The organism is Nitrosomonas nitrosa (assembly GCF_003051105.1).
In the GTDB taxonomy this organism is placed as follows: domain Bacteria; phylum Pseudomonadota; class Gammaproteobacteria; order Burkholderiales; family Nitrosomonadaceae; genus Nitrosomonas; species Nitrosomonas nitrosa.
Window position 1 is genome coordinate 1 of sequence record NZ_QAOO01000046.1, and the last position, 12,731, is coordinate 12,731.

At 44.2% G+C, this 12,731-nt stretch carries 17 protein-coding genes, 1 tRNA gene and 1 pseudogene; 7 read left to right on the top strand and 12 right to left on the bottom strand.

Going from position 1 to position 12,731, the window contains the following annotated elements; genetic code table 11:
* From C8R30_RS14825 to C8R30_RS14845, 6 genes and pseudogenes are all read right to left on the bottom strand, one after another.
* Positions 1 to 123, bottom strand: a pseudogene (locus C8R30_RS14825) (ISAzo13 family transposase); the annotation flags it as partial.
* 436 nt (positions 124 to 559) lie between these two features.
* Positions 560 to 1,048: a protein-export chaperone SecB gene (locus C8R30_RS14830; RefSeq protein WP_107790486.1), complete on the bottom strand. Its 489-nt coding sequence runs from the start codon at positions 1,046 to 1,048 to the stop codon at positions 560 to 562.
* The gene (locus tag C8R30_RS14835) at positions 1,038 to 1,454 is read right to left on the bottom strand and encodes a helix-turn-helix domain-containing protein (RefSeq protein ID WP_107790487.1); all 417 of its coding nucleotides are present in this window, start codon (positions 1,452 to 1,454) and stop codon (positions 1,038 to 1,040) included. The genes C8R30_RS14830 and C8R30_RS14835 overlap by 11 nt, the downstream gene beginning before the upstream one ends.
* A gap of 242 nt (positions 1,455 to 1,696) precedes the next feature.
* Entirely contained in the window at positions 1,697 to 1,864 is a 168-nt protein-coding gene (locus C8R30_RS16250) for a hypothetical protein (RefSeq protein ID WP_177182373.1), read from the bottom strand.
* Positions 1,865 to 1,981: 117 nt separating this feature from the next.
* A complete protein-coding gene (locus C8R30_RS14840; protein ID WP_107790488.1) occupies positions 1,982 to 3,073 on the bottom strand; it encodes a type I restriction endonuclease in 1,092 nt (363 codons plus the stop codon).
* A gap of 70 nt (positions 3,074 to 3,143) precedes the next feature.
* Positions 3,144 to 3,332, bottom strand: a complete 189-nt coding sequence (locus C8R30_RS14845; protein ID WP_090665506.1) for a hypothetical protein — start codon at positions 3,330 to 3,332, stop codon at positions 3,144 to 3,146.
* Here C8R30_RS14845 and C8R30_RS14850 point away from each other — a divergent pair.
* From C8R30_RS14850 to C8R30_RS15755, 3 genes are all read left to right on the top strand, one after another.
* Positions 3,331 to 3,648: a type II toxin-antitoxin system HicA family toxin gene (locus C8R30_RS14850; protein ID WP_218143403.1), complete on the top strand. Its 318-nt coding sequence runs from the start codon at positions 3,331 to 3,333 to the stop codon at positions 3,646 to 3,648. The two genes, C8R30_RS14845 and C8R30_RS14850, sit on opposite strands and share 2 nt — an antisense overlap.
* Positions 3,645 to 3,980, top strand: coding sequence for a type II toxin-antitoxin system HicB family antitoxin (locus C8R30_RS14855; protein ID WP_218143404.1), 336 nt, complete (start codon positions 3,645 to 3,647; stop codon positions 3,978 to 3,980). The genes C8R30_RS14850 and C8R30_RS14855 overlap by 4 nt, the downstream gene beginning before the upstream one ends.
* A gap of 147 nt (positions 3,981 to 4,127) precedes the next feature.
* On the top strand, positions 4,128 to 4,682 hold the full coding sequence (locus C8R30_RS15755) for a hypothetical protein (RefSeq protein ID WP_146162705.1): 555 nt from the start codon (positions 4,128 to 4,130) through the stop codon (positions 4,680 to 4,682).
* Positions 4,683 to 4,820: 138 nt separating this feature from the next.
* On the opposite strand, the gene C8R30_RS14865 is transcribed toward C8R30_RS15755, so the two are convergent.
* From C8R30_RS14865 to C8R30_RS14885, 5 genes are all read right to left on the bottom strand, one after another.
* Entirely contained in the window at positions 4,821 to 5,291 is a 471-nt protein-coding gene (locus C8R30_RS14865; RefSeq protein ID WP_090665509.1) for a lysozyme, read from the bottom strand.
* On the bottom strand, positions 5,281 to 5,790 hold the full coding sequence (locus C8R30_RS14870) for an N-acetylmuramoyl-L-alanine amidase (RefSeq protein WP_090665511.1): 510 nt from the start codon (positions 5,788 to 5,790) through the stop codon (positions 5,281 to 5,283). The genes C8R30_RS14865 and C8R30_RS14870 overlap by 11 nt, the downstream gene beginning before the upstream one ends.
* Before the next feature lie 163 nt (positions 5,791 to 5,953).
* Positions 5,954 to 6,439: a hypothetical protein gene (locus C8R30_RS14875; RefSeq protein ID WP_090665513.1), complete on the bottom strand. Its 486-nt coding sequence runs from the start codon at positions 6,437 to 6,439 to the stop codon at positions 5,954 to 5,956.
* A 91-nt stretch (positions 6,440 to 6,530) separates the two neighbouring features.
* The gene (locus tag C8R30_RS14880; protein WP_090665515.1) at positions 6,531 to 7,139 is read right to left on the bottom strand and encodes a hypothetical protein; all 609 of its coding nucleotides are present in this window, start codon (positions 7,137 to 7,139) and stop codon (positions 6,531 to 6,533) included.
* A gap of 62 nt (positions 7,140 to 7,201) precedes the next feature.
* Positions 7,202 to 7,813, bottom strand: coding sequence for a matrixin family metalloprotease (locus tag C8R30_RS14885; protein ID WP_143068186.1), 612 nt, complete (start codon positions 7,811 to 7,813; stop codon positions 7,202 to 7,204).
* 335 nt (positions 7,814 to 8,148) lie between these two features.
* On the opposite strand from C8R30_RS14885, the gene C8R30_RS14890 reads away from it, so the two are divergent.
* Positions 8,149 to 9,081 carry a bestrophin family protein gene (locus C8R30_RS14890; protein ID WP_090665518.1) on the top strand — a complete coding sequence of 311 codons (933 nt, stop codon included), beginning with the start codon at positions 8,149 to 8,151 and terminating at the stop codon, positions 9,079 to 9,081.
* A 15-nt stretch (positions 9,082 to 9,096) separates the two neighbouring features.
* Complete coding sequence (locus C8R30_RS14895; RefSeq protein WP_107790489.1) at positions 9,097 to 9,945, top strand: transposase; 849 nt, start codon at positions 9,097 to 9,099, stop codon at positions 9,943 to 9,945.
* Positions 9,946 to 10,075: 130 nt separating this feature from the next.
* On the opposite strand, the gene C8R30_RS14900 is transcribed toward C8R30_RS14895, so the two are convergent.
* A tRNA-Leu gene (locus tag C8R30_RS14900) sits at positions 10,076 to 10,162 on the bottom strand.
* A gap of 174 nt (positions 10,163 to 10,336) precedes the next feature.
* Here C8R30_RS14900 and queA point away from each other — a divergent pair.
* On the top strand, positions 10,337 to 11,371 hold the full coding sequence (gene queA / locus C8R30_RS14905; protein ID WP_107790490.1) for a tRNA preQ1(34) S-adenosylmethionine ribosyltransferase-isomerase QueA: 1,035 nt from the start codon (positions 10,337 to 10,339) through the stop codon (positions 11,369 to 11,371).
* Entirely contained in the window at positions 11,368 to 12,486 is a 1,119-nt protein-coding gene (gene tgt, locus C8R30_RS14910; RefSeq protein WP_107790491.1) for a tRNA guanosine(34) transglycosylase Tgt, read from the top strand. Before queA ends, tgt begins: the two co-directional genes overlap by 4 nt.
* Positions 12,487 to 12,731: the final 245 nt, after the last annotated feature.

A 12,731-nucleotide genomic window follows, 5' to 3' on the forward strand; every position in this document is an offset into this window, starting at 1 on the left:
GCCTCTCCCTAATGCCGAAGCCTCAGCGGCAGCAAACAACCGCCTCATGCGCTCATCCAATGTCCATGCAAGTTTATTAAATCTGATTCGTATTGGCTCAATGATGTCATCTTCAATTATCATGAAGACACTATACTATTTTCCGACTTATTTGTTACAGTTATTTATTTACAATTCCTTAACCCATCCCTGACTTTTTCATTGGTTAGTTTGTTGTTGTATTAGCGGTTGGTAAAACACTCGCAGTCATTTTTCCTTCTAACAGGTAACAGTTACTACTGATCTGCATGATATGGGTATGGTAAAGCAATCTAATCTGCAATACTGCGCTTAGCGTCTGATCATCAGCAGTTAATTGTTTATGCTGTTTAGCGGCAGGGTGTTATTTAGATTATTGACAGAGGCAGGCTAATGGGTGACCCCTATCTTGATGCTGACCATTGCCTATTTCGATAAGCTTGGTTTGCCTCGTCTCTCATGACCTCAACTTCTCAAACCGCCTAGTGCGGACCCACATGTTGGGTGGTGTGGGAAGGGCTCGGTCAGGTATACTGAGCCCCTATCCCGATGCTTTTGGTTTCCTTGTTTTAGGCTGTTTTCGAGAAGGTGGTTCTTCTCTCTTTTTAATTTTGTCTCTGAAATGTACAGTTGGCAAAATTAACATGCCATGAATAGATCTGGCTGAGAGAGTCATTACTTGTTCGCGAATCGCGCCGTAAAGCATAGAGCAGCCATTCACGGTAATAAGATCTTCACGCTCCTCTATTGGAACATTCTTATTGATATGGAAGTCACCATATACACATACGTCAACATCGTAGGGCGCAATTTTTCCAACTCGATTTGCAATTGAGACACGAAGTATTACTCGATAAAACGACTGATCTTCGTCATTATTTAATATATGTGTCTCTGATCCTTCTTGAATCTCAACTCCATTAAAATCAAACGAAGTAGCATCTTGAACTGTTGGCCTGTCTGGATCGTGAGGCCATACCTTAATGCCAACGAAACATATTTTTATAAGTTGAATGAAACTAGGCAGCATCTTGCAAGTGCAAAGCTGTTTTATGACGATTCATAACACGGGTAGTCGACTGATTGCCGTCAAATTTGAGACCTTGCATATCATCTTGTGCTAGCTTATTAGCTATTACTTTTATGGTTTCTTTATCCTCGCTGATTTGTTTTAGATTTAAATATAAGTTGCATCCCAGGCTACGAGACAATTTAACCATGCTTTCAATTGTCAAATTGGCATCACCACGGAAGATCTTGGAAACATAAGCGGCACTGGTATCGAGCGCTTTTGCTATATCTTTATAACTTTTCCCAGAAGCTCTACGTTGGCGCTCAAGTTCTAGAGCAAAATCAAGCTTCGCTGAGTCCATCCAAAATTCATCGGTTTTCTTTGCTTTATCCAATATCTCACGCATGAATTTACTCATTCTCATTTTTAATCCTCCCTCACTTCTATCAAAGAGTCTTTCTTTATAGACTCAAAATATTCTTTGTATGCACTTATCGCTTTATTGACGACTTTTTTATTCGATTTTTGTGTTTTCTTTACGATAATTTCAGTGCATACGACAATCATATTTCCTTTACCATGAAAATAAATCAGGCGTAACTTGCCACGAATAAATTCAAATATCTTTGGGTCAGAATTAATTAAATGCGATTGCTCGCTTGAAAATTATTGCAAACCACATTTTGCGGCTCTATCAAGCATATCAAGCAATCCGATGTAGTTCTTTTCATAATTTGAATCGCTTCTTGTAAATGCATCTTCTATTGGACAGCAATCATCGCACATGATTGCTGAGATAATATATTGGTCTTCCGCCAATATTTTTAATTTCATTTTGCGATTATTAACCTATAGGTTAATTTTTGTCAAATTGATTCACGGTAAGTTTGGAATCTCTAGGGCAGTATCGCGGCGACGTAGTGCATTCGTGTTACACCTCATATTTTCGGGCTAAGCGGTTGCGCTAGTCTGAAGCGGAGGCTCACCCTGTCTGATGTACATAGCAGCTGCTTTTTTAAGCTGATCTGCGTATTGGTAGATATCAGAAAGATCATTAATGGTTACTATTTTTTCTTCTTTTTCATCAAATAAACCAATAGTCAATCTTGCTGGATTGTTAAATCTCAGGCGGCAAATAGGTTTTCGGTTATTATCATCGAACAAAATTGCGCAGTAGCTTTTTGCATCTCTCATAGCCACTCTCTTTGGATCGACAATTTCACGCAGTATCGCGCGAATGATACGGAATGCTTCTAATTCTTCAGCGGTGGTATTGATTTCGCTTACTTCTGCAGTAGCATTCGACTCATCAACCTTAGATTCTCTGTCAGGCTCCATCGCCATCTTCAATCTCTCGTTGATTTTGTCACCAATAAATTGTTGAAAGGCATTCTTGGTGATTTGAGTGAATTGTTCTTTGATAGCTGGGGTCATTCGTTTGCCGTTTAGAACTTCGGCACACACAACTCTGACAAAATCTTCAGAAGGATTCGCCATCCAATCAGCAAGAACATTACGAATTGCTCGTGTATATTTGAGGTCGCTTGCAGTGTTCAAAATCAATTCGACATCGAATGCTGATTTTGTAAATTTCTTTAACTCATCAACATGCTGGTCTTTGAAATCGAGAATATTGAATTCGAAAAATGGTTTTTCATCCATTCGATTGGGTTGCTCAAGATCAGTAAAGAAGCGATAAGTGACACCATTTGTCAGCACTGCAAATCGTGCTTCGGTAACATGGAAATAACGAAACAACTGGGATGCATGGTTTATGCCCAAGTCGCCGCCACTTTTCTTGCATTCAAACAAAATGATGGGTTTGCCATTCATCAAAATGGCGTAATCAACTTTTTCTCCTTTTTTCGTTCCAACGTCTGCGATCAATTCAGGAGTCACTTCTGTGGGATCGAATACGTTGTAGCCCAGTATCTGTATGAAAGGCATAACGAGAGCGGTTTTAGTTGCTTCTTCTGTTTGTATCGTATCCTTTATTTTCTTGATGCGAAGCGAAAGCTCTTTGAGTTGATCAATCAGATCCATATTTAATTCTCCTTGATAAATTATTCTTAATTCTTATTTCATTTAATTATCGGAAATGGTTTTAAATTCCTTAAATAAAATCTAGACTTCCGACCCTTTGTAAATAACCCTCATAAACCAGGTATGCATTAGGATCGTCGTGCCCTGAAAAATCATCGCTTTCTTTACGTAACACGCGCCACTTGCTAGCGCCCAAAACGGGACTGAGCGGAAGACGAATTGCATTACCGAATGCAGTGGGCTGAATGAATCCATTCATGATGCTGCAATCATGGCATCACGACACGCCAGAGAAATATATTGACCCACTCCTTGTAACTGAATATAGTTACACCATGAACAAAGCAGACAAACTTATCGAGAAATTGCGCAACAGCCCGAATGGGATCGGCTTTACTGATTTTGAAGCCGCCCTCGCACGACTGGGATGGAAATTCGATCGCCAATCGGGAAGCCATAGATTATGGATATCGCCAAAGGGCGCAAGATTACCCCTTCAAGCCAACGGGCCAAAGGCAAAGGGTTATCAGGTAAAACAATTTCTCAAAATTTATGACCAGGAGGAAAAGATTTGAGCGATAAATTCGATGGTTACACAGTGGAAATTTTCTTAGATGAGGATGATGATTGGCTGGCAAGACTTGAAGAAATGCCCAGTATTTCGGCTTTTGCCGATTCTCCAGAAAAAGCTTTGGCAGAGCTTGAGGTTGCGTGGGAATTAGCTAAAGAGAGCTACCTGGCCAATGGCGAGGAAATACCTACCGCACCATCTCGACGCAAATACAGCGGACAATTTAATATTCGCATCGATAAACGGCTACATCGTGCTCTTGCCATTGAAGCTGCGCGCGCCGGACTGAGCCTGAATGCTTTGGTAGCAAAAAAACTAGCAGAATCCTCTATTTGACGCAATCGGCTCGTGAACTGAGAATAAAGTCATTCAAGAGATTGTCGAATGGCTGAGTTCAGATTAGCGTTGATTTATCAGGAGTGATTGCTGCAAGCAAAGGTATTATCACTGCCGAGATATTCCCATTGCTCAATCAGGCGGTTCATGCCGTTGCCCAACAAACAAGAATCGACTGGCTGGAATCGGTTGAACACACCTGAATATGGCGGGGAGAAAAAGTTGCTTACAAAGCGACGACAGTGGCAGATGGTCAACGACTTTGAAGCACTGGTGTGGGCTGATTACAAGTACGCGGAAGAAATCGAGCAAGGCCGCCTGCCCAAGGATCTGAAGCGTATGCTCGATATCAACCTGAAGGTGCGAACATCACGAAAAAGAAATCGATACCCGATTATTCCGTTTCAGCACAATACGCCGGGCGCAAATGCTACAGATCAGGCAATGCCAGAAGATATTTATTATCTGGCCAAAGTGCTGTCGCCCTCTTTTGTGACTGGACAAACACAAAGGATATCAGGCACTGGCGCATACGATATTAAGCCAAGAAAACGATTGACGGTAAATCAGAAAATTCTTTATTCTGTACCTGACCCCTATCTTCCTAGACGGTGCGCACCTGTTCACGTGTGGCTTCAAATTCACGGGAGACTTGCAGCTCGGCTCGAGTCTGCGCGATGGCCTCGGTTTGCGCTTGTTTGATGGCGGCCTCGAGGGTGGAGGCTTGATCGGCCAGACAGCCGTTCTTGCCATTTTCATGGCCGTGTTGGTAGCCGATGCCAAGCAGCGTGAGTGCACCAAGCAAAACCACTAACCAGAACCAGGGTGAAAGCAACGGAATCATTTGCCGCCGCCTTGCGTGCACAGTTCATATTCCTGCTGGCGGCGCTTTTTAAGTCCAGCCATGACACGCCCACCAGCGCGGTTCCAACGCAGAATCTCAGCACACGCCCCGGCGTAATCCGGCGGAGTTTGCTTTAATTTCTTGACCAGGGTGGATTTGCAGAAGGCTGCTGCGCCGATGTTGTAGGCGAGGCTGACGAATGCATCGGCTTCATGCGGATAGACCGGCACATCGCCGACGCAGCCCGCTATCCGGGCCGCGATGTCGTTTGCATCGCGGTAGAGCAATCCCAGTGCCCGCTCGGGGGTGATCTTGTCGCCCGCTTTGACGTTTTCAGTGGTGCCAAAGCCGATAGTCTGCACCCCGACGCCATCATCATAGGCACTGCCACGGTAGCCCTCGAACCCGGCAATCGTTACCAGTGCGGCAGCGGATAGGCCAATCAAGGCATTGCGCTTATTCATCATCGGCAATCTCCTCATTACCCAGAACATGCGCGGGCAACGGCTGCATATCGTTACCTAGCCAATTGGTCACCGAAAATCCTGGGCATGCTTTTTTGACGTTGGGCAGATCGCGATGGCCCAGCACGATGGGCGGGTGGCTATCGCCCTGCAAGAGCATGACATGCTCTTGCAGTTTGCAGACGTTGTCCCGTAAGGCTACCCATTGCTCAAGTGTGAATTTGTTTGTGCCGATTAAACAAATGCCCAGGCTCTTGCTGTTATAGCCTTGCGCATGCGCACCCACCTCGTCCAGGTGACGGCCGGTGGCGACTGTGCCATTGGTGTAGATTACGAAGTGGTAACCGATGGCGGCAAGATCCGGGTTTTGCCATTGTCTGAATTCAGCAGAGCGCTTGAATCCACGCTCATGGTGCCAGCGGTCGATGTCGCTGACAGAAAAATGCTTGCCGTTCGGTGTGGCCGTGCAGTGAATGATGATACTTTTGATTTGTCGTGTCATGCCGCCATGATGGCGGAAGACATGGGGTGGAATAAGGCGGAAGGAAGACCGCCGGTGGGTTGCGGGCGGATGGAGTTAATAGGTTAGGGATGTATCTTGTATGCGTCCCAAGGATGTTTAGCCCAGATTTGATACAAAATATGCTTCAAGGTAGTATATGGTTTCAATGTTTATGCTTGAAAATCTTTCTCATAATCCAATTTCCATCAGCAAACATGATTAGTGGCGACCACCTTATCACTTCAGCTTCTGTTTCGGAATGAAAAATTACATGAAGCCTATGATAAGGATATTCTTTACTGGTACCGATAACTTCATCATAAGCAACCATATCTAATCCAAAATATTTTGTCCCACTTCCTGGATCTTTTTCCTCTTTTCCTATAAAGCTAGCCATTAGGACTGGAATATCTTGCTCATCTATTGTTGGTAGATCCACAAACACCAACGTTTGACTATTTTTATCGTAATGGAGTGAGTAATACCTGTTTAATGGTTCGATCACTCCATCTTCTATTGCACCAGGAACTGGGCCATAGCTTTGCCAAATACCATCGATGAAACTTAGATCACGTTCTTCTTCGGCTAATGCAGCCAATGGCAAGATTAGTAATACTAGAAGCGCTAATTTAATGAAGTACTTAAACATAACGTTGCCTACTTTATATTTTAAAAAAGAGGTTGTATAACCTGACCTTGGCACGCATTTATGTGTGCCAGACTGTGAACTTACCAAGTTTTCAATTGATCACGCGATTCCTGATTTCAGTTAAAAGTTCTTGAGCTGATGCTGATCCAGAAATATATGGGACTTTTATCCTTTCACCTCTCAAGGTAACACCATATGGTTCGGTATATGTCAAACCTCCACTTTCTGGATCATCCAAATGTATCAAGCTTGCTATGGTACCGATCCCATATGTTTCATTATCCGGATTTCTACCCAGGAAGAAGAGCTTTTCACCCTCTCTATCCTTTATAGCTTCCTCACTTGTGGCACTTTCCAAATTTTCAAAATATCTAAAAATGATCATTGATTGATCTCCTGCATAAAATAGATCATCACCTTTGATCACTTCTTTGATATAGATTGGAATATCAATCTTAGGCAGTCCTATTGAAAAGAAGGTTTCTTTATCTTTCTCGGCTAGCAATGCGGCATCGTCTCCATAGCCATAGAAATTTCCAGATTCAGCAATTTCACCGAATGTACCCACAACGATGATAACTGAATTTTCTATAAGATCATCAAGGTTTTCTGGTGGTGGGCTATGAAGAGCAATGCCAGACAAAGCGGTTCCAGAAAATAGAAATATGAGTACATATAAAAGATGGCGTGCTTTTTTCATTATTTATTTCCTCCGAAGATTAATAGCAGAAATACTATTTATATCGAGATAGATCGCCATTCTTAGGGGTACCATGCACCGAGTACAGTGAAGTCTGATGTCTGTAGGGTAGTATACAAAGGCGAGCAATTAACCGCTGGCACCATAATGGTGTTAGCGTTGTTACAAACAACAGCGTGACCCAAACCTAATGTATGTCCAAACTCATGTCGAATAAGAAAATTCTTATTGGCTAAGGTTGGAGGATTGGGGAAAGCAGATATGCCTGTATATGCATTGTTGATCTTTATATAACCGAAGTCAGCTTTCTTGGTCGTTTTATTACAGTGACCAGTCCATACACCTGATTCCGTTATGCATATGTCGCCATTCGAGTTATAGGCTAGAGATAATGCCCTCAAAGTTGTCCAACCCCAATTGGCTTCATGGAAGGCTACATTTTTGGAATAAGGAGGGTCTAAGTGACTTGGTCCGGCAACGAAGGTAAAACCTGCTGTGCCGTAATCTACAGCTGCTGGGGTGTATGCATCATTATAAGTTGGCGCAAGATTTCTAAAAACTATGTTAGTTTTGTGTGCAAACCTATAGCCAAGATCAGTTGGTGAGGCAAACAAAGTATTAGGCGCTATTGCTAGAATTAAAGCTAGAGATAAAAGCTGCTTCATTTTTTTCATCAGTTTCTCCCCACTAAACCCATAATAGGTAGTGAATAATATGGATTTGAACACTAGATCTACACATTTCATCAGTGTATTCGGGGTCAGGTCCAGAATAATGAAAAACATGTGTATAATCCACCCCATTCAAGACCAGTCCGTTTAGAATTTCTGGATACACTTTATCATGCAAATTCATGCAGGTTTCACCGAAACCATGCATGAAATCGGTGATGATCAGCTTTAGATTTCAGATAGCCCTGGACAAAATGCTGCTGATCACAATTGGCAGTGCCATTGCTTGCAGTGAGCAAGAAATTGGAGCGTCTTATCTATAAGGGAATATCGCTAAAGTGATTGTAAAAGAAAAAGTTTCATGGGTACGGCTGCTTTTTCACTTGCGGGGAAGCAGTATCATGGAAACATGGCCGCGGATTCTCACTGTGACGGTGGCTGCGATAATCATCACCTTTGTTGAGCTGTATTACAATATTCAAGCGTATACACTCACTACGACGCCTTTTTTGCTGATTGGCGTTGCACTGGGTGTGTTCCTTGGCTTTCGCAACAATGCCTCGTACGATAAGTTTTGGGAAGGCCGCAAACTTTGGGGCGCCCTAGTCAACACCTCCCGCAGCTTGACACGCCAAGCTTGCTTTATGCTGGATTCTGCGCAAAGTAGTGGGGAGCTACAACGTTTAAGAGAAGCTTTCGTCAAACGGGTCATTGCATTTGTGCATGCACTACGCTGTCACTTGCGAAATGAAGATCCCGTAGAGGAAATAAAAAAGTTTCTATCACCAAAGGATTTGAACGAAGTTGTTCAATCCACCCACCGACCACTTACTATTTTGCAACAATTAGGGCGTGATCTTGCATTCGCACGCAATCAGCACTGGTTGAATCAATTTAGCTATCCATTCATGGAAGCACAGCTAAATGAACTTTGCAATATCCTCGGTGCCTGTGAACGCATCAAAAATACGCCCATACCATTCAGCTATTCTGTATTGATCCACCGCATTGTCGCGACTTACTGTTTGCTTTTGCCATTCGGTCTAGTTGAATCGATTGGTATACTGACACCATTCGTTGTATTGATGATTTCGTATGCCTTCTTTGAACTCGATGCGATTGGCGATGAAATTGAAAATCCGTTTGGCTTGCAACCGAATGATCTACCCTTGACTACCATTTCGCGTAACATCGAAATCAATCTGCTTGAACTGATCAACGACCCAGACCGTCCTGAAGCCCTTAAGCCTAAGAATGATATTTTGGTGTAAGTTGCGCTACAACCTATGTCAAGACCACTTCGTTTAGAATTTCCAAATGCACTTTATCACGTCACATCGCGTGGCGATCGTCGCGAAAATATTTATGAAGACGATGATGATCGCTTAAAGTTTTTAGAGATCTTAGGAATGGTTGTGACTGATTACAATTGGCTGTGCCATGGTTATTGTCTGATGGATAACCATTATCATCTCATCATTGAAACACTTGAAGGTAATTTGTCAAAGGGCATGCGGCAGCTCAATGGCGTTTATACGCAGGCGTCCAATCGTCGGCATGGGCGAAGTGGCCATCTTTTTCAAGGACGATATAAAGCTATTCTGGTGGATAAAGATCGTTACTTACTCGAGCTTTCCCGCTATGTCGTTTTGAATCCGCTCAGAGCCAAAGGGTTGATCGATCGGCTTGAAGACTGGCCGTGGAGCAGTTATCTGGCGATGGTAGGTGATGCGTCAAAACCCGAATGGCTCACAACGGACTGGATACTATCTTTATTCGGTAAGCGAAAAAAAATCGCAATGAAACGATACCGGCAATTTGTGCTGGATGGCGTGCAGCATCAACCTGAAATCTGGTCGAATTTAAAGGGCCAAATTTATTTAGGGGATGAAGCCTTCGTTGCTGAATTACAGAAAAGAATTGGTAAAGATAAAGACGATATCAACATCCCCAGGCAACAAAAGCGGCCAATTGCAAAACCCTTGGTTGAGATTGCGGCACAATACAAAGATCGTAACGAAGCCATTATTGCTGCTTACAAAACAGGCACATACAGCCAGCGAGAAATAGGGGTATTTTATCAATTGCACCCAACGACGATTGGAACGATTGTTCGCAAGTTCAAGAGTTCTTGAGTATTGACGATCCCTTTTTATAAGGAGTGGCGGAGCAGCAGAAAAGGGAAAAGGTAAAACCGACTAAATGAATTTTTGCGGAACGTTCCGCAAAAATAAAATATTTAATATTTTTGTAAATCTTGGGGATTGGTGCCGGGAGGGGGAATCGAACCCCCATGAAGTCACCTTCGCGGGATTTTGAGTCCCGTGCGTCTACCAATTCCGCCATCCCGGCAGCTCTTCTTGTTATTAATTTTAGTTGAGCGAGGCGCAATTATTACTGAAAATAGCGGGCACGGCAACCTTGTCCTGCATTCTGCCATCAGAAACACGCACCTTCTCGTTCTTTCGATGCAAAATATATGCCGACAGAAAGCATGAAACCAGACGCATTGGTATAATACGCGGCATGAAAATCCAGGATTTCGATTATTTTCTGCCCAATGACTTAATCGCGCAATTCCCACCTAAGCAACGAACGGATAGTCGCATGCTCTACTTGGATAGCAGACGCGATTCTTTCAAAGATGCCTTGTTTCGTGATTTACCGCAATATCTACGTAAAGGCGATGTTGTCGTTCTGAACGATACGCGCGTCATCAAGGCACGGTTGGAAGGCGTCAAGGAAACTGGTGGCAAGATCGAAGTTTTAGTTGAAAGGGTGCTTGATGATCATCATGTTCAGGCGATGATACGGGCGAGTCATGCCCCTAAAACTGGATCCAGGCTATTGCTAGAGAACAATATCAGCGCTACGGTGCAGGAACATGCTGACAACTTCTATATACTGCAGCTAGCACATGAGCAGGCTGTCATCGAATTGTTGGAGCAGTATGGCCGCCTTCCCCTACCACCCTATATTGAACGGGAAGCAACACATCTCGACGAGGATCGCTATCAAACCGTTTTTGCAAAAGCACCTGGCGCCGTTGCCGCGCCTACAGCAGGCTTGCATTTCGATGATGCCATGCTCAAGAATTTGCAGGCCATGGGTGTCACCACCCGCTATGTCACCCTACATGTCGGAGCAGGCACTTTTCAACCTGTCCGAGTAGAAAACATTTTGGATCATCAGATGCATACAGAAATTTATCACATACCGGCAGAAACAATCGACGCGATCAATGATGCAAAGCATGCAGGTGGGCGCGTGCTCGCAGTGGGCAGCACCTCCCTCCGCGCCCTGGAAGCGTGCGCCCATAAACATGAAGGGGAACTAATAGCGGGCTATGGTGAAACCAATCTCTTCATTACCCCCGGCTTCCATTTTCATATTGTCGATCGCTTGCTCACCAATTTTCACCTGCCTCGCTCTACGTTGTTAATGATGGTATCCGCCTTTGCAGGAATAGAAAATATTCGTCACGCCTATCAACATGCCGTCGCACAGCGCTATCGCTTCTTCAGTTATGGCGATGCCATGCTGATCGAAAAGAAAACATGAGATTCGAACTACATCAGGTTGATGGGGGCGCGAGACGAGCCACACTCACACTTGCTCACGGCACTGTTGAGACACCGGCTTTTATGCCGGTAGGTACTTATGGCGCCGTCAAAACCCTTTCCCCGGCAGAGCTAAGAGAAATCCATGCAGATATCATTCTGAGCAATACTTTCCATTTATGGCTACGGCCTGGCCTAGATGTCATCGAGGCGCATGGAGGTCTGCATCGTTTTATGGGATGGAATGGTCCGATTCTTACCGATTCCGGTGGCTTCCAAGTCTTTAGTCTCGGCAAACTGCGTAAAATCGACGAGCACGGAGTTGTGTTCCGTTCACCAGTCAATGGCGATAAGTGTTTATTGACACCCGAAGAATCCATGCGTATCCAGAAAACCCTTGGATCCGACATCGTTATGATCTTCGACGAGTGCACGCCCTATCCTGTCGACATATCGATCGCAAAAGCTTCTATGGAGCTTAGCCTCCGTTGGGCGGAGCGGTCCAGGCGCGCACATGAAGCCAATTCAAATGCACTTTTTGGCATAGTGCAGGGCGGCATGCACGAGCATCTTCGTGATCAGTCTCTCGCTGGCCTGCAACAAATCGGGTTTGATGGTTACGCTATCGGAGGGTTGTCGGTAGGCGAACCCAAGCAGGATATGCAACGCATACTCAAACATACCGCCCCCCAGTTACCTTCTGATAAACCACGCTATCTGATGGGGGTAGGAACACCACAAGATATCGTGTTTGCCATCTCACACGGTATCGATATGTTTGATTGTGTTTTACCCACACGTAACGGGCGCAACGGATGGTTATATACACGAGCCGGCATCATCAAACTGAGAAATAGTCGCTACCGCTTGGACACCGCCCCACCAGATGAGCAATGCGCTTGTTATACCTGCCGTCACTTCACACGGGCTTACCTTCACCACTTGCAAAGAACAAACGAGAACCTCGGCGCACGATTGAATACGCTGCATAATCTCCACTATTATCAACAGCTCATGGCTGAGATCAGGGCAGCTATCGAGTCAAAGCAATTTGAACGATATAAGCAAGAATTTTTGGCGAACAGCCACAGTATAAAACCAGATTGTGACTATTGAGCGTAAAGACCAGGTAAGCATTATTAGCTGAAGCTGATTTTGTACGTTATCCCGCCAAGAAATAGAGTCTCTCTGTCAATCTCGGGGAGTTTCATTGGCACTTGTCCGCATGCTTATTGAAAATGAGATTATCAGAATAAGAAATTAAGGAATCGTTAATTAATAAGTGTAACAATCAACCGACGATTGGACGTGGATCAATCCTGTAGTTCCATTCACCATGGAACATATTTCGGGTGAGATGA